A 17,083-nucleotide genomic window follows, 5' to 3' on the forward strand; every position below is an offset into this window, starting at 1 on the left:
TGCCGGGTCTCAGCCGGCGAGCAGTCCGCGGCTCTGCAGGGCCTCGCGCAGCGCCCGCGTCGCGTAGTACGTACGCGACTTGACGGTGCCGGGCGGCACACCGAGCACCTTCGCCGTCTGGTTCACGCTGCGGCCCATGTAGTGCACGTGCAGCAGCACCTCCCGCTGGAACGGCGCGAGGTCCCTCATCGCGTCGACCACCACCTGGGTGGTGAGCGCGTGGTCGACACCGTCCGGCACGGGCAGCTGCGTCATATCCGGGTCGCCGGCCTCGGGAGGCCGTGACTGCCGGGCCCGGTAGCCGTCGATGACCAGATTGCGGACCACGGTGAACAGCCACGGGCGTACGGTCTCGGCCGTGGGGTCCAGGTCGGCGGCGTGGTGCCAGGCCCGGATCGCGACCTCCTGCAGGACGTCCTCGGCGCGGTGCCAGTCACCGCCGAGCAGCCGCGTCGCGAAGCGCAGCAGGACCGATCCGTGCTGCTCGTACAGGGCTCTGAGGAACTCCTCGGTCGGCTGCGCAGCCTCGGCCACCCGTCTGTCATATGGCAGGTGCATGACATTCGAAACGGGAGGAGCCGCACCGGCCGACACGGATTCGAGCACGCCTAAGTGCATGGAGGGGCCTCCTTGTGAACCGAGGGGCTGCGAATGCCCGTTTGGGCTTCCGATCACTTTGTACCTGTATACGAGCGGGCTGAGTTGGCCCGTCATGGGAGACATCGCGACCGAATGTGACCGCTTCTGCAAACACGGATCCGCTGGCTGGACCGCCCGACCTCCGCCCGGTGCCCGCGTCCTCTGCCCGATCGCCCCGAACGGGGGCCCGTTTCCCATCCGGGCACTCCGGGACGGACAACGGGGCGGCAGGAGCTGCAGCTCTCCGGCCGCCCCGCGGGGGACTGGGGTGTTCCGGTCAGGGCACGGACTAGCCGCGCTTGGGCTCGTGAGCCGCCAGGGACACGATCTCGCCGGGGCTCAGTGCCCGGTCGTAGGCGTGCACATCGGAGATGGCTCCGCTCCAGAAGTCGACGGGCCTGTTGTTGAACTTGGCGCGGCCGATCACCAGGTGCCCCGTGGGCCGCTCCGGGTTCTTGGCCTGAACGCTTCCGGACGCGACTCCGTTCACGTAGATCCGCAGTGTGCTGTCGGCCTGGGTGTAGGTGCCGGTGAGGTGGTACCAGCGGCCCAGCTCCGGGTCGCCTGCCGTGTCTGCCACGGCGCGGGCGTTCGCGAAGCTGAAGGCGAACCGCTTGTCGGTGCCGGAGTACTGGAGGAAGAAGGTGCTGGCCTTGTCGCCGTCCAGGGAGACGGCGGACCGGAAACCCTTGTTGTCCATGCGGACCCGCGCGGCCACGGAGTAGTCGCCGGTCGCGGTGTCGATGATCTGGCCGCCGGTGTCCACGGAGCCGGTGTTGCCGTCCAGCAGGATGGCTCCACCACCGGGGGTGCCGCCGATGAAGTTCGCACCGCCGATCAGCGTCGCGTCATGACGTCCTGCCGCGTCCGCGGCCACTCTGCCGGAGGTCTCGTGCGCGGGCCACCAGCCCACGCCGTACAGGGTCGTCTGCGGTGTGGGGCGGGCGGCACCCGCTGCCGCGGCGTTCTTCTTCCTGCCGGAATCGGTGCCGCTGCCGATATCGATGATCACGAAGGTCAGTGCGACGGCCAGTCCGACGATCGCGGCGATGAGCGACCACCTGCGCGTCATAAGTCCCTCCAGGAATCCGTACGGATGGGTAGGCGCTGCGGTTGACGGACGCCGCCCGAAAGTGGTTCACGCGCGGATGAGGGCCCGACGACCCACAGTCGCGGCACGGAGCGTTGCGACATACACCGAGTCGAACGGGCGCCGAATGGGCGTGTGTTGGACACAAACGGGCAGCGGCGGCTTCCCTGCGGCGCCTCATCTCCCGTTCCGCCTGCGCCTGTGTGTCTCGCCGAGCGGGCGCGAACGGGCAGCAACTGCTCCGCCGACGGTCGGTTCGAATCCGTGTCCGTGCGGATACAAACATTCCACAAGCCCGAACGGGCACGGAGCCGTACAGGAAGTGGGAGGCAGAGCCATGGACACCGAAGAGCGCAGACGGGACATACTGAAACTTGCCCGGCGTACAGGTTCCGTGGAAGTCACCACCCTGGCCACGGACTTCAGCGTGGCCAAGGAAACGATCCGCCGGGACCTTCACGCGCTGGAGGAGCATGGCCTGGTGCGGCGTACGCACGGCGGCGCCTATCCCGTCGAGAGCGCAGGCTTCGAGACGACACTCGCCGTGCGCACCACGCGCTCCGTACCGCAGAAGGGCCGGATCGCGGCGGCCGCCGCCCGGCTCATCGGCGATGCGGAGACCGTCTTCGTTGACGAGGGTTTCACCCCGCAGCTGATCGCGGCCGCTCTGCCCCGGGACCGGCCGCTGACCGTCGTCACGGCGTCCCTGGCCGTGGCGCAGGCCCTGGGCGACGCCGACAGAACCACCGTTCTCTTACTGGGCGGCCGGGTACGCAGTCGCACGATGGCAACCGTCGATCACTGGGCGACCCGGATGCTCGCGGGCTTCGTCATCGACCTGGCCTACATCGGCGCCAACGGGATCTCGCGCCGGCACGGGCTCACCACCCCGGACCCGGCGGTGGGGGAGGTCAAGGCCCAGGCGGTACGTGCGGCCAGGCGGCGCGTATTCGCGGGCGTGCACAGCAAGTTCGGCGCCGTCAGCTTCTGCACCTTCGCCGCGGTGCGTGATGTGGAAGCCATCGTGACCGACACCGGACTTCCTGTGGCCGAGGCCCAGCGCTACAGCCTGCTGGGCCCCCAGGTCATCCGGGTGTGACCGGTCGGCGTGACCGAGGGGTGTGACTGAGGCGTGTGACCGAGGGGCCCTTTCGGGCGTCGCAGGGCTGGGGCACGATGGCGGGACGAACAAGCGTGCCCACCGTCCAGATCCGTCCGACCCGGAGCATCCGGAGGCGCCGCGTGCCGAGCAAAGATCACGCCAGGCTCGACGAGCTGCAACGCGATCCCTATCCGCTCTACGCGCGGGCGCGCCGGACCGAGGGCCTGACCTTCGTTCCCGAGCTCGACGCCTGGCTGGTCGCCCGGGACGCGGATGTACGTGAAGTCCTGCGGCGGCCCGAGGAGTTCTCGTCCGTACGCGCCCTGCTCCCCGATGTGATCCCCTTGCCCGCCGCCCTGGAGGTGCTGTCCAAGGGATTCGGCAAGCGGCCCACCGTCGTCTCCACGGACGGTCCGGCGCATCAGCGCCATCGTGCCCCGCTCAACCGCGGACTGTCCGCCGGGCGGATCGCCGCACTCGTCCCGTACGCCGCCGAGCGAGCCGAGGCGCTCGTCGACGGCTTCGCCGCGGGACCTGACGGCCGGGTCGAGCTGATGGAGGCGTACGCGCGAAAGTTACCCGGCCAGGTCATAGGGCGCCTGATCGGCTTCGACCCGGCGGACGTGCCGCTCGCGGTGCACGGCGGCCACCGCGCCGAGGAACTGCTGTTCCGGCCGATGGACCCGGACGGGCAGGTCGCCGCCGCCGAGGACGTCGTCGCGCTCCAGAAGCTGCTGGACGAGTACACACGCGAGCGGCGGCAGAGCCCGCGCGACGATCTGCTGTCCGGGATGGTCGCCGCACTCGCGCCCGGAAGCGGCGAGCTCACTCTCGACCAGCGCCACGAGCTGGTGTCCAGCCTCCAGAACTTCCTGATCGCCGGGCATCTGACCACCACGGCTCTCATCGGTTCGACGCTGCTGCATCTGCTGCGCGACCGGCCGCAGTGGGAACTGATATGCGCCGACCCGGAGTTGATACCCGCCGCGGTCGAGGAAGCGGCGCGGTACGACACCGCGGTCCAGGGCTTCCGGCGTACCACCACCCGTCCCGTCACGATCGCCGGTACCGATCTCCCCGCCGGGGCCACCGTGTTCGTGGCGTACGGATCGGCCAACCGGGACGAGAAACGCTACGACCGGCCGGAGGTCTTCGACATCACCCGGCCCCTCTCGCGGCAGCATGTGGCCTTCGGGCACGGCACGCACGGCTGCCCCGGATCACAGCTGGCCCGCGAACAACTGCGCCTGACCCTTGAGTTGTTCGCCCGCAGGCTCCCCGGCCTGCGGCTCGACGAGGACAGGCCGTCGCCCGTGATGCGGCCGACGCTCATCCACCGCTCGCCCGAGGCGCTGCATCTCGCCTGGTGAACTGATCCACGCGGACAGATCACCTCCACGCTCACGTAGGGCCTGTCGTTCGCATCTTGCCGGGTTCGCGTGCCCTGGCACGCACTCCCCCGTAGCCCTTCGGGCACGGGAGGTGCCCCCATGCCGCGTTGTCGTCAGTCGCCGACGCTCCGCGTCGGCTCTCCCCCTGCCTTCGGCGGGGGGACCCCCATCCTCCGGCCTGCGATCGCACGCACCAGACCCCGCTCACTGATCCGGCCTGATCCAAACGACATGCCCTACGCGATCCCTGGGCGAAGCAGCGCCCGCGGACCTGTCAGCCGCGCCGCAGCAGATAGGTGTCCATGATCCAGCCCTTGCGGGCACGCGCCTCGGCCCTCAGCTCCTCGATCCGCCCGGACACCTCCGCGAGCCTGCCCGAGACCAGGATCTCCTCCTCGGTGCCCACATAGGCGCCCCAGTAGATGAAGAGATCCTGGTCGAGATGGCGGGTGAACGCCTGTCGCGCGTCGAGCATCACCACCACGTCGTCCACGCCCTCGGGCCAGCCCTCGGCGAGCCGGCGGCCCGTGGTGATCTGCACCGGGCGGCCCACCCGGTTCAGAGCGGTGCGGTGCCTGGCCAGCAGCGACGAGACGCTGCTGATGCCCGGCACCACCTCATGCTCGAAGGCGACCGTGCCCCGCTCAAGGATCTCCTCAAGGATGGCGAGGGTGGAGTCGTACAGCGAGGGATCGCCCCACACCAGGAACGCACCGCACTCGTCATCGCCCAGCTCCTCGGCGATGAACCGCTCGTACAGATCGGCCCGGCGGCGGCGCCAGTCGTCGACAGCAGGGGAGTAGTCCGATGTTTCCCGGTCCCGCTCCGGATCGCGCGCCTCGACCAGACGGTAGGCGCGGTTCTCGACATGGGCGTCGAGAAGGTCCCGCCGCAGCCGGATCAGATCCGACTTCTCCTCTCCCTTGTCGAGGATGAAAAACGCATCCGCCTTGTTCAGCGCCTTGACGGCCTGCAGGGTCAGCTGGTCGGGGTCGCCCGCCCCGATGCCGATCACATAGATCTTTCTCACCCCACCGATTATGCGCGGCACCCCTCGTCCGGCGGTATGCGGGACCTACCGGGGCCGCCGGTCGCGGCATATCCTCCGACCATGCGTGTCGCACTCTTCGTCACCTGCGTCAACGACGCGGTGTATCCGGCCACGGGCATCGCGACCGTCAGACTCCTGGAGCGGCTGGGGGTGGAGGTGGACTTCCCGGCGGCGCAGACCTGTTGCGGACAGCCGCAGTACAACACCGGCTACCGGCGGGAGACCGAGCCCCTGGTACGGCGGACGGCGCAGGCCTTCGAGGGCTACGAATATGTCGTGACGCCGTCGGGGTCGTGCGCGGCGATGGTGCGGGAGCACTATCCGAAGTTCGGCGAGACGGCACTCCCGGCCCGTACGTACGAACTCACCGAGTTCCTCGTCGACGTCCTCGGTGTCACCGATGTCGGCGCCTGGTTCCCGCACACCGTCACCTACCACCCCTCATGCCACGGGCTACGGGCCCTCGGCCTGGGGGAGCGGCCACGCAGGCTCCTCGAAGCGGTCAAGGGCCTGGAGCTGAGGGAACTGCCCGGTGCCGAGGAGTGCTGCGGCTTCGGCGGCACCTTCGCCGTCAAGAACCCCGACGTCTCCGCCGCCATGGGCCAGGACAAGGTCCGCAACGCCCTGTCTACCGGCGCCGAGGTGCTGTGCGGCGCCGACAACTCCTGTCTGATGCACATCGGAGGCATCCTGCGCCGCCAGGACGCCCCGCTGCGCGCCCTGCACATCGCCGACATCCTCGCCGGCACCGAAGAGGAGCCCCTGCTGTGAGCGGTACGTATCTCGGCATGCCGTCCTTCCCCAAGGCCGCCGCGGACGCCGTCCACGATGTGACGCTGCGTGCCAATCTGCGCCACGCCACCCACACCATCCGCGACAAGCGCGCCAAAGCCGTGGCGGAGCTGGAGGACTGGGCGCTGCTGCGCGAAGCGGGCAAGCAGATCAAGAACCACACGCTCCGCCATCTCGACCGCTATCTGGAGCAGTTGGAGTCGGCAGTCGTCGCGGCCGGAGGCACCGTTCACTGGGCCGCCGACGCCGCCGAGGCCAAGCGCATCGTCGCCGATCTGGTGAAGGCGACGGGCCAGAGCGAAGTCGTCAAGGTCAAGTCGATGGCCACCCAGGAGATCGGCCTCAACGAAGCGCTGGAGGCCGAGGGCATCGCGGCGTACGAGACCGACCTCGCCGAACTCATCGTGCAGCTCGGCCACGACCGCCCGTCCCACATCCTCGTCCCGGCCATCCACCGCAATCGCGGCGAGATCCGCGACATCTTCCGCAAGGAGATGGGCAGTTGGGGCAGAGCGGCCCCGGAAGGACTGACCGACACCCCCGCCGACCTCGCCGAAGCCGCGCGCCTGCATCTGCGTGAGAAGTTCCTGCGCGCCAAGGTCGGCATCTCCGGCGCGAACTTCATGGTCGCCGAGACCGGCACCCTCGTCGTCTTCGAGTCGGAGGGCAACGGGCGGATGTGTCTGACCCTCCCCGAGACCCTGATCTCCGTCGTAGGCATCGAGAAGGTGGTCCCCACCTGGCGCGACCTCGAGGTCTTCCTGCAGACCCTGCCGCGCTCGTCGACCGCCGAGCGCATGAATCCGTACACCTCGATGTGGACGGGGACGGCCGACGCCGACGGACCGCGGACCTTCCACCTGGTCCTGCTCGACAACGGCAGGACCGAGACGCTCGCCGACGAGGTCGGCCGCCAGGCGCTGCGCTGCATCCGCTGCTCGGCCTGTCTGAACGTCTGCCCGGTGTACGAGCGGGTCGGCGGCCATGCCTACGGCTCCGTCTACCCCGGCCCGATCGGAGCCATCCTCAGTCCCCAACTGCGGGGTATCCAGAGCGAGATCGACGCCTCGCTGCCGTTCGCGTCCTCGCTGTGCGGCGCCTGCTACGAGGTGTGCCCGGTGGCCATCGACATCCCCGAAGTCCTCGTCCACCTCCGGGAGAAGGTCGCCGACCGGGGCGGCAAGGGGCACCGCGTCGAAAAGGCGGCGATCAAGGCGGCGGGGTGGATCCTCGACCATCCGGCCGCGCTCGCCGCCGGGGAAAAGGCCGCCGCCAGGACCCGCAAACTGCATCCGAAGAAACTCCCGGGCGCGGGGGCCTGGACCGCGGACCGGGAACTGCCCGAACTGCCCGCCCAATCCTTCCGTGACTGGTGGAAGAAGAACCGCACATGAGCGCCTCACGCGAGCGCATCCTCGCCCGTGTCCGTGCGGCCGTGGCCGACGCCCCCGAGGCGCCCGAGTCTGCCCGCGACTATCTGGAGAGCCATACCTCCGACGATCCGGCCGAGATCCTCGATCTGCTGCACGAGAACCTCGCGGACTACCGGGCGATCGTGCACCGCGCCACCGAAGCCGAACTGCCGGCCCTCATCGCCGAGTTGCTCGACACGCGCAGTGCGCGATCGGTCGTCGTACCGGACGGGCTGCCCGAAGCCTGGCTCGCCGACACGACCGCCGAACAGCGCACGGACGACGGTCCGCTCACTCCGTACGAGCTGGACGCCATCGACGCCGTGGTGACCGGCTGCGCCCTCGCGATCGCCGAGACCGGCACGATCGTCCTGGACGCGGGCCCGGGGCAGGGGCGCCGGGCGCTGACGCTCGTTCCCGATCTGCACATCTGCGTCGTCAGGGCCCCCGGGCAGATCGTCGCCTCCGTACCGCAGGCGATGCCGCGCATCGACCCGACCCGCCCGCTGACCTGGATCTCCGGTCCCTCGGCCACCAGCGACATCGAGCTCGACCGGGTCGAGGGCGTCCACGGCCCCCGCACGCTTGAGGTCGTTCTGCTACGGGACTGAGCCTGCTACGAGACCGAGGTCAGCCGCGGTGCCTCGGCGCCCGCGTCCACCGGTCCGTCGAGCCGGGCCGCGAGCTGCCGTGCCCAGGCCGTCAGAGCGGCCACATCGATCGCGTACGGGTCGTGGTAGCCGGAGATCCGGTCCGCGCCGCGCAGCAGCAGCCGCGCGCCGCCCGCCGTATTGCCGCGGGCAGCGTGCGTGAGCCCCACCGCCAGCTGCGCCAGTCCGCGCCACAGCTCGCGCTCCGCCTCGGGCCCGGTCTTCCAGGCGTCCTCGAAGACCTCGTGCGCGTGGAAGGGCATGCCCGCGTCGAGCAGCCGCTGGGCATCGGCAAGTGTCTGGCCTGGGGTGCGGACGACGCCCTCGGGCTGCCGTTCCACTCCCTGCGTCCCGTACGGGAGAGGGCGCCCCAGCCCGTCGCGCGGCCGGGCGTTGCGTGCGCGCCCTTCGGTGTCGCGGTCCCTGCGTGCCTTGTCCACGCATCGATTGTCCCCCGTGCCACGGACCCGGTGCCCGGGCGGGGTCGTCGGCAGACGGCAGGGAGTGAGTTGGATGTGGCAACCTAGTGGCATGAAGGCACGCACCACCGAGGACCACAAGCTCCCCGCACTCGCTCTCGACTCGCGTGGCCGGCCCTGTTCGATCGCCGCATCGCTCCAGGCCGTCGGCGAGAAGTGGTCACTGCTGGCGGTGCGGGAGATCAGCTTCGGCAACCGCCGCTTCGCCGCGATCGCGCGTAACACCGGCGCTCCCCGCGATGTCCTCACCGCGCGCCTGCGTCATCTGGAGTCCGTCGGCGTCCTGACCCGGCGGCAGTACAGCGAGCACCCTCCGCGCTTCGAGTACCACCTCACCGAGGCCGGGCGGGACCTGCTGGTGGTGCTGACCACGCTGCGCGCGTGGGGCGACCGGTGGCTCGTCGACGAGCCGCCCGCCGTCTTCGGCCACTCGTGCGGCGAAGAGCTGGACCTGGTCCACAGCTGCCGTCACTGCGGCCAGGAGGTCGTGCCCGAGGATCTGCGGCTCGACGTGCGTACGCCCGGCTGGAATTCCTCCGGACCCGTCGAGTCCCCGGCTGCCGACTCGTCGGTCGGGAGCGAATGACCGCAGGCCGTGCTCCGGTGGCCCGGCGCGGTGAGGTAGTGTTCTCCTACGCGCTCGGCCGGGAAACCGGGAGGATTCGCGCAGCGGGACGTGGCGCAGCTTGGTAGCGCACTTGACTGGGGGTCAAGGGGTCGCAGGTTCAAATCCTGTCGTCCCGACTTGTAAGAGTCGCAGATCAGGGCCGTTTCAGTGCAATCTGAAACGGCCCTTGATCATTCTTGGGACGAGTTGCGGAACAACCGGTTTGACCGCGTCAGTTGGCGGCGTGAACCGCGGATGGGCTTCGCCTTCTGCGGACTGGACACGGCCCTCTACCACGGCACCGAATCCGAGGGCGAGCAGGCGATCTACATGAGCATGCCCTGCCCCTGATCATCGCGCAGAACAGGTGGTCCCCAACTGGTCCCCAGATGCCTGGACATCGGCCACCTGCACGGTCAAGGCGTGCTCCAGCGCAGTACCGCCCCCAGCCCGCCCGCCGGACCGTGCATGCCCTGAGGCACGAGCAGTACCTCGGCGTCGGCCGCCGCAGCCGCCCGCAGCAGCGCGTCGTCCGCGCGTGCCTGGACGGGCTTGGCCACGCCCATCGCCTGAGCCTGGCCGCGCTGTACGGCGACGTCGTCCACGCCGGGGCCGATCCATACGTCGCGCGCCGCGTCCGACGCGTCCTGCGCGAGCAGGAGCGTGGCCACCTGGTGGCTGCGGGCCGCGTCCACGACCGCCGGAACACCTTCCGCCGCATCCCCCCGGCCGGTGTCGACGGAGGCTTTGCGGTGCTCGCCCGGCCGGCCGCGTCCGATACGGAAGCGCTCCAGGGCGCTCTGGAGCCGGTCGCGGGAGTACGCCTCGCGGGCCTCGGCGATCTGGCGGTCGAGCACGCTCTTTGAGGCGCCCGGCGATCTGCTGCCGCTCTCGGCCTCGACGGCAGCGGCCCGGATGTGTTCGGGCAGCCGGTGGTGCACCGCCTTGCGCTCGCGGGAGTCTCCGGTCAGGACCAGCAGCCGGGCGCCGCTGTCGGGCCACTGCTTCGCGATCTCGCCCGCGATGATGTCGGCGGTTTCGTTCCAGCTGTTCTCGACCTTGTTCCGGTAGTGCCACTCGTAACGGTCGGCGGGGATGCTGCGATGCCCGCGGCCCCGCCACTCCCTGCCGTTGGCATGGCCCAGGGTCTCGCGGTGGTGTGCGTCGCGCAGTTCCAGATCGGCGCCGGTCCGGTCGATGTACGCCACCAGGCAGGGGGGTTCGTCGCCACGCAGCCCGGCGAGCGGGGCGACATGGGGCAGGATCGACCACGTCGCCTCGGTGTTGAGGGGAGAGACGGCGAGCCGTAGGTCGAGCACGACCTCGGCACCGGCGGCGAAGATCGCCCGGCCGGGAGGCGCCCCGGAGACCGGCTCATGGGAGAGCGTGTCGATCACGGCCTTGACGGTGTAGGCGTCGGCGCTGGCGTCGATGAGCTGCGCCGCCACAAAGCGCTCACGGAGCTTCTGGACCTTTGTGGCTTCCTCGGTCGCGCGCGAGGTGTCGATGTAGACGGAGGCCCAGGGGCCTGGACGATCGAAGAGCGGCTTGAGAAAAGCAAGTTCCATGATCTCCCCCAGGCTTGGGAGGGTGATTACTACCAGATTACGACGACCTGTCCAAAGTGCCCTGCGGAATCGAGCAAGTTGAGGCGCACCCGAGCAACGACCGGTTCGTGGACCCGGACCGCTGACGGGCACCGTCCGCGACGCGGTCCGGCGGCGGTTGCAGCGCGTAACGGTTCATATTGCGAGCGTGTCGGGGCGCTGTTTCGCTGAGGGAGTCCGCTCTACCCGACGTCCAGGGAGTGACGATGAGCGTTGCAGGTGAATCCGGTGGCCGAGTCCGGCAGATGCGTGAGAAGGCCAAGCAGATGCAGGAGGCCGCGGAGCGCACGACCGACCCGCAGGAGCGTCGGCGGCTCCAGGAGAAGGCCCGGAAGCTGCAGGAGCAGAGCGAGCAGGAAGGCGGCATGGGCAGCGGGGACCCTCGCCCCCTGTAGGTGCCCGCACCACGTGAACGGCTGACGGCCTGTCCTTGGGGCAGGTCGTCAGCCGTCGCTGTTGTGCCCCGTCGGCTCGGGCGCCCGGTCGGCAGGTGTCCCTGCGGACCGTGGCTCGTCGCCCGGTTGCCGGTGATCAAAGCCGAACTCGTAACGGGGGATACTCCGCCGAGCCATGGGAACCCGGCGACCGACAGCGGCACGAGCAAGGCGCGCGAAAGGACGTGAGCCCCATGAGAGTGGCGTTCCTCATGGCCCCCAAGGGGTCGAACAGATCGAGCTGACCGAGCCGTGGCAGGCCGTCGTCGACGCCGGTGGAGAGCCGGAACTGCTATCGACGAAGCCCGGCCGTGTGCAGGCCTTCCGTTACCTCGACAAGGCCGACACCTTTGCCGTCGACCGGACGGTCGCCGAGAGTGATGCCGCGGTCTACAACGGGCTGGTGCTCCCGGGAGGCGTCGCCAATCCGGACGCACTGCGCATGGACGAAGCGGCCGTCGCGTTCGTCAAACGCTTCTTCGGCCTCGCCAAGCCGGTGGCCGCCATCTGTCACGCCCCGTGGACGCTGGTGGAGGCGGACGTGGTCCGCCGTCGGACCCTGACCTCCTGGCCCAGCCTGCGAACCGATATCCGCAACGCGGGCGGGACCTGGGTCGACGAGGAGGTCGCGGTCTGCCGCGCCGCCCCGGCAACGCTGATCACGAGCCGTAGACCGGCCGATCTGAAGGCGTTCTGCTCGACGTTTCTGCCGGAATTCGGCGGCTGAGCCCTTGGAGCGCGTCGTAGGTCGAGCAAGATCCACCAAATTGTCACGGTATGTGTTCAGTTGCGTACTTTGAGCGATGGGCGCAGTGTGGTTACGGCGTTTCACCCCACACCCGAGAAACCCGAAAGGACACGTCATGGGTAAGGCAAAGGCCAAGGGCAAGCAGGTCAAGGGTCGGATGAAGGAATCCGCGGGCAAGGCCATGGGCGACCGGGGCATGCAGGCGGAGGGCCGGGGCGAGCAGATCCCCGGCTCGCCCCAGGAGGCCGTGCGGAAGGCCGCCGACCAGGCGAGGAGGCCGGGCGGACGGTAAGTCTCCGGCCAGGTGGACGGGCTGCCCCGGGGCTACGGTCCCGGGGCGGCCCGCTGTCCGGCCACGACTCGCGTGACCAGGGCGTAGGGCGGCGGTGGGTACGCCGGAAAGCGGATAGTTGTCAGTTCAACCGGCGCCCCGCACTCAGGAAACCCGCCTGTCCTCGCGCAGCGCGGGTTGGAGCCTGGACACCAGACGGAAGAAGTCGGCCTCGTTGCCCGCCATGCCGAGAGCGCGCAGCGCCTCGTCCGCCTCGGCGATCGGCGCGGTGAGCAGCGGCAGATGGAGCAGCGGCCGTTCCGTTTCGGAGAGGACGGCCCGGGTGGTCTGCAGCAGTCGTAGGTACGCCTGTGCCGCGGCGAGCTCGGAGTCGGTCATGTCGGTTGCCCCCTTGGAAAGGTGTCGGACCGTCAAGCATCTCGCGAGGCACTGACAATGCCTGCCGGGCAACGGGTTCGCCCGGGTCCTGCCGCAGGGCGGGGGCAGTTCAGGGCATGAGTTCCAGGGGGTCGTACTCATGGGGCCGGTCGCCCACCCACTCGATCCAGGTCGGGTCGTCGAGCAGATTGTCCGCGTCGGGCAGCCCGGCCCGGCGGAGGAATTCCAGCAACTGGTCGTCGGAGTGGGCGAGCCCCATGATCTGATCCCGCACGGTGACTCGGCGGCCACCCGACGGGGAGATCCGGTGTACAACGATCGGTGGGTGCACAGCCATGTCTCCAGCGTCCGTCCATCATGGCCCGGCGGCATCCGGACACCCTGCATCCTCGCGCACCGCGGGGGCGGCCGGAACGCCCCCGTGATCAGCGGTGCGTTCGCCGTCGGGTTGGAGGCGTCGTCGGTGCCGTGAACGACGAGTGTCCCGACGCGGCGTCCGGTGATGAACCGCGCCCCGCGACGGACCTGTTCGAGGCCGGAGGGCAACTTCTCGGTGGCCGTGCGCCGCGCGTCTCCACGTCGAACGCCATGTCCGATTTCCGCCAGCCCCGGCCCCCGGGCGGTGCCCATACTGGTCGTATGACGATCGAGGACAGCAGGATTGAGGACAGCAGGTACGAGGCGGTGAGCAGCCGGGACGCCCGGTTCGACGGGATGTTCTTCTTCGCCGTGGCCACCACCGGGATCTACTGCCGCCCCAGCTGTCCCGCGATCACGCCCAAGCGCCAGAACGTGTCCTTCTACCGGACGGCCGCCGCCGCCCAGGGCGCGGGATTCCGGGCCTGCCGCCGCTGTCGCCCCGACGCGGTGCCGGGCTCCGCCGAGTGGAACGCCCGCGCCGATGTCGTCGGCCGGGCCATGCGGCTGATCGGCGACGGCATCGTGGACCGCGAGGGCGTCGCGGGCCTCGCCGACCGGCTGGGCTACAGCGCCCGCCAGGTCCAGCGGCAGCTGAACGCCGAGCTCGGCGCCGGCCCCATCGCCCTCGCCCGCGCCCAGCGCGGACACACCGCACGCGTACTGCTGCAGACGACCACCCTGCAGGCGGCGGAGATCGCTTTCGCCTCGGGTTTCGCGAGCGTGCGGCAGTTCAACGACACCATCCGCGAGATCTACGCGGCCACCCCCAGCGAACTGCGCTCGGCCCGGCCAGGGCGCGGCTCGCGCTTCGGCCCGGTCGCCCCGGCCAACGGCGCCTCCGGGGTGCCACTGCGGCTTGCCTACCGCGGCCCGTACGCCTCGGCGGAGGTCTTCGACCACCTCACCGCGCGTGCCGTCACCGGCATCGAGGAGATCGTCGGCGAGCGCGGTTCCCGGACCTACAGGCGCACTCTGCGGCTGCCCGGCGGATCCGGCGTGGCCGAGGTCGCCGAACAGCCGGGCGCGGGGGGCTGGTTGGAGTGCCGACTGCACCTCACGGACCTGCGGGACCTGACGACCGCCATCCAGCGGATGCGCCGCCTGTTCGACCTCGACGCCGACCCCTGCGCTGTCGCCGAACGCATCGGCGCAGACCCGGCTCTGGCTCCCCTGGTCGCGGCCCGCCCCGGTCTGCGCGCGCCGGGCACGGCCGATCCCCACGAGCTCGCGGTACGGGCCGTGCTGGGCCGGCGGGCGCTCTGCGACGAGATCGTCGCGGCGTACGGGCAGAAGCTGCCCGAGCCGAGCGGCGGGCTGACACATCTCTTCCCGCGCGCCGAGGACTTGGCGGCTGCGGAGCCCCGCGCGCTGCGCACCCTGGCGACCGCGCTCGCAGACGGCTCGCTGATCCTCGACCCGGGGGCTGACCGGGACGAGGCAGAACAGCAGCTGCTCACGCTGCCGGGCATCGACCGCCGGACGGCGGGCTACATCCGGATGCGGGCGCTCGGCGACCCCGACGTCCTGCTGCCGGACGACGTGACGGTGCGAGCGCAGACGGGGGATGGGGAGAGGTGGCGGCCGTGGAGGTCGTACGCGATGCACCATCTGTGGGCCAGGGCGTCCGGAAGCTGATCCACCGGCCGACGGTGTGGGTCACCGGGGAACGAAGGCGACTCGGAACAACTTGGGCCACCACTTGCCGGTGAGCAGGAACTGGCGGGTCCCGGGAACGGCCGCGATGCCGTTCAGGACGTCCGCTCGGGCAGCCTCCTGTGGCGTGAGCAGCCCCGCGGCGTCGATTTCCCCGGTGACCGTGCCGGTTTTCCCGTCGATGCGCATGATCCGGTCCGATCGCCAGACGTTGGCGTACACGAGGTCACCGACGCATTCGAGCTCATTCAGCCGGCTCACGGGGCGCCCACCGGCGGTGACGGCAACCTCCCCTGTTTTCAGGAGTGTCCGGGGGTCCCGGAAGGAGAGCCGGGAGGAGCCGTTGCTCGTCACCAGCCGGTCGCGATGCCGCTGGTGGCACAGGCCCCAGCCCTCGTCCCCGTACGGGACCCGGCGCAGCTCGGCCAGCGTTCGCGCGTCCCGTTCGAGGGCCAGGCCGTTCCGCCAGGTGAGCTGCCACAGAGTGGGTCCTATGACGGTGATCCCCTCGCCGAACAACGGCCGGGCCAACTCGGCGCGGACTGCCGGAAATCCGTCGAGCGGGCCCGCCCGGACCGAGGACTGTCCGACCACGCCCGTGCTCTCGTACAGCGTGCCGTCTTCGGTCATCTCCAGGCCCTGGGTGAAGGCCTTCGGGTCATGGGGCAGGGTTCCGACGACCTCGGCCCGCAATTGCTCGATCCCTGTCGCGGCCCGCACCGCTGGGCCGCGGCCGGTCTCCCCGGCTCCGCCCCCCGTCCCACACGACGTGGCCAGCAGTCCACCGACCAGGGCCACGACCACGACGGGGACCGTCAGTGCAGCACGCATGACCTCACGTTGCCCGGTTCTACGATCGTGTCTTGGACGGCACCCGCGCTCCGTGCTGCTTGTCGGCCGGCCGTCGGCCGGGGACCACTGCCGCCAAGCGCGACGACACGAGCGCGGTGAGCCGGGCTGTCGTGTCCTGCTTCGGCCGGTAGCTGTACGCATAGGCGTGTGCGTCGCCCTCTCCGCGTACCGGAGCCGCGTTCAACACGGCTCCCAGCACAGGGACGTTGACGCGTTCGAGAATGCGCAGGGCGTCGATGACCTGGCTCCGGCTCGTCCGCCCGGCGCGCGCCACGAGCAGGTAGCCGTCGATGGCGGGTGCCATCGCTGTGGTGTCGGCGAAGGGGAGCACCGGGGCCGTGTCCACCACGACATGGTCGAACTGCTCGGCAAGAGTGCGCAGCAGGGAGGCGAAGTAGGTGCTGCCCAGGAGCTGAGTCGGGTTGGGAGGGATCCTCCCGCTGGCGAGCACCGAGAAGGTACCGGCCGACTGGAGTACCTCATGCAGTTCGGCCTGGCCCACCAGAGCGGTGGTGAGCCCGGCGTCCCTGACCAGGCCGAGGGCCGGAGCAATCGAAGGCCGGCGCAGGTCGCAGTCGATCAGGCATACCTTTGCCCCTTCTTCGGCCAGTGTGGCGGCCAGGTTGACCGACACGCTGCTCTTGCCCTCACGTGGCAGCGGGCTGGTGACGGCGATCACCTTCGGCCGCTGGTCCACCTCCGCGAACTGCAGGTTGACACGAAGCTTCCGGAAGCCCTCGGCACGCGGACTGTGCATGTCGTCGCGCAGGGAGACCGGTTGCCGTGCGGCTCGCGGGTCCTGAACGATGCTGGACAGTACGGCGGGCCCCCCGGCGGCTGCCAGGCATTCGGCGAGGGCTTTGGAGTCACGCATCGACGTGTCCACCGTCTCCAGCGCCACACCCAGCCCAAGCCCGAGCAGCAGGCCCACCGCCAGACCCAGGGCAACGTTGACCGCGGTGTTCGGGGACGAGGGCGCGGTCGGCACGTCGGCGGGGTGCGTCACGGTGAGCCGTACCGGGGAGGGGAGCTTGCTCGACTCGGGACGCTCCAGCTTCCTGATCACGTCGGCAAAGCGCCGAGCGACCGCGTTGCTGATCAGGGCGGCTTGTTCCGCACCGGTGTCGGTGACGGTCAGGCGGACCAGAACGGTGTTGAGCGGCGCTTCGGCCTCGACCCTGTCAGCCAGCTGGGCCGACGTCATCGTGAGCCCGAGGGATTTCACGACCGGTCCGGTCACCGCGGGGCTCTCCGCCACGTCGGCGTAGGACTGGACTCTGGCCTGGGCGAACGAGTTGCCCTCGTTGAGCTGGGAGGTGTTGGTGTCGGCCTGGAGGGACACGAAGAGCGTGGTCGTCGCCCGGTATTCCGGAGTGACGAGGACACTCGCCAGGACGCCCGCCACCGTCCCCAGCACAGTCACGAGGGCGATGACGTGCCAACGACGGGAAAGGACACGTAGGTAGTCGCGCAGATCCAAGGCCAT

Annotated in this window: 18 protein-coding genes, 1 tRNA gene and 2 pseudogenes; 12 read left to right on the forward strand and 9 right to left on the reverse strand. The window is 70.0% G+C overall.

Features of this window, described 5'->3' with window-relative positions:
- Window positions 1-9: 9 nt before the first annotated feature.
- Together OOK40_RS20385 and OOK40_RS20390 are read right to left on the reverse strand one after the other, a co-directional pair.
- Complete coding sequence (locus OOK40_RS20385) at window positions 10-534, reverse strand: sigma-70 family RNA polymerase sigma factor (protein ID WP_266483656.1); 525 nt, start codon at window positions 532-534, stop codon at window positions 10-12.
- Window positions 535-928: 394 nt separating this feature from the next.
- Entirely contained in the window at window positions 929-1,711 is a 783-nt protein-coding gene (locus tag OOK40_RS20390) for a LamG domain-containing protein (protein WP_266483658.1), read from the reverse strand.
- Between the two features lie 355 nt (window positions 1,712-2,066).
- On the opposite strand from OOK40_RS20390, the gene OOK40_RS20395 reads away from it, so the two are divergent.
- Window positions 2,067-2,828 carry a DeoR/GlpR family DNA-binding transcription regulator gene (locus tag OOK40_RS20395; protein ID WP_266483660.1) on the forward strand — a complete coding sequence of 254 codons (762 nt, stop codon included), beginning with the start codon at window positions 2,067-2,069 and terminating at the stop codon, window positions 2,826-2,828.
- Window positions 2,829-2,971: 143 nt separating this feature from the next.
- The gene (locus OOK40_RS20400) at window positions 2,972-4,201 is read left to right on the forward strand and encodes a cytochrome P450 (protein WP_266483663.1); all 1,230 of its coding nucleotides are present in this window, start codon (window positions 2,972-2,974) and stop codon (window positions 4,199-4,201) included.
- A 295-nt stretch (window positions 4,202-4,496) separates the two neighbouring features.
- On the opposite strand, the gene cobF is transcribed toward OOK40_RS20400, so the two are convergent.
- Window positions 4,497-5,252 (reverse strand): precorrin-6A synthase (deacetylating), encoded by a 756-nt coding sequence (cobF, locus tag OOK40_RS20405; protein WP_266483667.1) that lies wholly within the window; start codon window positions 5,250-5,252, stop codon window positions 4,497-4,499.
- Window positions 5,253-5,333: 81 nt separating this feature from the next.
- Between cobF and OOK40_RS20410 the strand changes: the two genes are divergently transcribed.
- The 3 genes from OOK40_RS20410 to OOK40_RS20420 are packed head-to-tail and all read left to right on the forward strand — an operon-like array spanning window position 5,334 to window position 8,088.
- Window positions 5,334-6,044, forward strand: coding sequence for a (Fe-S)-binding protein (locus tag OOK40_RS20410; protein WP_266483670.1), 711 nt, complete (start codon window positions 5,334-5,336; stop codon window positions 6,042-6,044).
- Entirely contained in the window at window positions 6,041-7,459 is a 1,419-nt protein-coding gene (locus OOK40_RS20415; protein WP_266483673.1) for a LutB/LldF family L-lactate oxidation iron-sulfur protein, read from the forward strand. The genes OOK40_RS20410 and OOK40_RS20415 overlap by 4 nt, the downstream gene beginning before the upstream one ends.
- Entirely contained in the window at window positions 7,456-8,088 is a 633-nt protein-coding gene (locus OOK40_RS20420; RefSeq protein ID WP_266483676.1) for a lactate utilization protein C, read from the forward strand. The genes OOK40_RS20415 and OOK40_RS20420 overlap by 4 nt, the downstream gene beginning before the upstream one ends.
- Before the next feature lie 5 nt (window positions 8,089-8,093).
- On the opposite strand, the gene OOK40_RS20425 is transcribed toward OOK40_RS20420, so the two are convergent.
- Window positions 8,094-8,567, reverse strand: a complete 474-nt coding sequence (locus OOK40_RS20425; RefSeq protein ID WP_266483679.1) for a DUF309 domain-containing protein — start codon at window positions 8,565-8,567, stop codon at window positions 8,094-8,096.
- 91 nt (window positions 8,568-8,658) lie between these two features.
- On the opposite strand from OOK40_RS20425, the gene OOK40_RS20430 reads away from it, so the two are divergent.
- The 3 genes and pseudogenes from OOK40_RS20430 to OOK40_RS20440 form a co-directional block, all read left to right on the forward strand.
- Complete coding sequence (locus OOK40_RS20430; protein WP_266483682.1) at window positions 8,659-9,192, forward strand: helix-turn-helix domain-containing protein; 534 nt, start codon at window positions 8,659-8,661, stop codon at window positions 9,190-9,192.
- Between the two features lie 84 nt (window positions 9,193-9,276).
- Window positions 9,277-9,350, forward strand: a tRNA-Pro gene (locus OOK40_RS20435).
- A 115-nt stretch (window positions 9,351-9,465) separates the two neighbouring features.
- Window positions 9,466-9,564, forward strand: a pseudogene (locus OOK40_RS20440) (GNAT family N-acetyltransferase); the annotation flags it as partial.
- Window positions 9,565-9,629: 65 nt separating this feature from the next.
- On the opposite strand, the gene OOK40_RS20445 reads toward OOK40_RS20440, so the two are convergent.
- A complete protein-coding gene (locus tag OOK40_RS20445) occupies window positions 9,630-10,781 on the reverse strand; it encodes a hypothetical protein (RefSeq protein WP_266483684.1) in 1,152 nt (383 codons plus the stop codon).
- Between the two features lie 245 nt (window positions 10,782-11,026).
- Between OOK40_RS20445 and OOK40_RS20450 the strand changes: the two genes are divergently transcribed.
- The 3 genes and pseudogenes from OOK40_RS20450 (at window position 11,027) to OOK40_RS20460 (ending at window position 12,294) form a co-directional block, all read left to right on the forward strand.
- Entirely contained in the window at window positions 11,027-11,215 is a 189-nt protein-coding gene (locus tag OOK40_RS20450; RefSeq protein WP_266483687.1) for a DUF6381 family protein, read from the forward strand.
- Between the two features lie 233 nt (window positions 11,216-11,448).
- A pseudogene (locus tag OOK40_RS20455) lies at window positions 11,449-11,981 on the forward strand (type 1 glutamine amidotransferase domain-containing protein).
- 136 nt (window positions 11,982-12,117) lie between these two features.
- Window positions 12,118-12,294 carry a CsbD family protein gene (locus OOK40_RS20460; RefSeq protein ID WP_266483690.1) on the forward strand — a complete coding sequence of 59 codons (177 nt, stop codon included), beginning with the start codon at window positions 12,118-12,120 and terminating at the stop codon, window positions 12,292-12,294.
- A gap of 144 nt (window positions 12,295-12,438) precedes the next feature.
- On the opposite strand, the gene OOK40_RS20465 is transcribed toward OOK40_RS20460, so the two are convergent.
- Together OOK40_RS20465 and OOK40_RS20470 are read right to left on the reverse strand one after the other, a co-directional pair.
- Window positions 12,439-12,672, reverse strand: coding sequence for a hypothetical protein (locus tag OOK40_RS20465; RefSeq protein ID WP_266483693.1), 234 nt, complete (start codon window positions 12,670-12,672; stop codon window positions 12,439-12,441).
- A gap of 109 nt (window positions 12,673-12,781) precedes the next feature.
- Window positions 12,782-13,009, reverse strand: coding sequence for a hypothetical protein (locus tag OOK40_RS20470; protein ID WP_266483695.1), 228 nt, complete (start codon window positions 13,007-13,009; stop codon window positions 12,782-12,784).
- Window positions 13,010-13,311: 302 nt separating this feature from the next.
- On the opposite strand from OOK40_RS20470, the gene OOK40_RS20475 reads away from it, so the two are divergent.
- Window positions 13,312-14,727, forward strand: coding sequence for a DNA-3-methyladenine glycosylase 2 family protein (locus OOK40_RS20475; RefSeq protein WP_266483698.1), 1,416 nt, complete (start codon window positions 13,312-13,314; stop codon window positions 14,725-14,727).
- 21 nt (window positions 14,728-14,748) lie between these two features.
- Here OOK40_RS20475 and OOK40_RS20480 read toward each other — a convergent pair whose 3' ends face one another.
- Together OOK40_RS20480 and OOK40_RS20485 are read right to left on the reverse strand one after the other, a co-directional pair.
- Window positions 14,749-15,576, reverse strand: coding sequence for a glutaminyl-peptide cyclotransferase (locus tag OOK40_RS20480; RefSeq protein ID WP_266483701.1), 828 nt, complete (start codon window positions 15,574-15,576; stop codon window positions 14,749-14,751).
- 19 nt (window positions 15,577-15,595) lie between these two features.
- Entirely contained in the window at window positions 15,596-17,083 is a 1,488-nt protein-coding gene (locus tag OOK40_RS20485; protein ID WP_266483703.1) for a polysaccharide biosynthesis tyrosine autokinase, read from the reverse strand.

This window comes from Streptomyces sp. NBC_01481, from assembly GCF_026339995.1.
GTDB lineage: Bacteria > Actinomycetota > Actinomycetes > Streptomycetales > Streptomycetaceae > Streptomyces.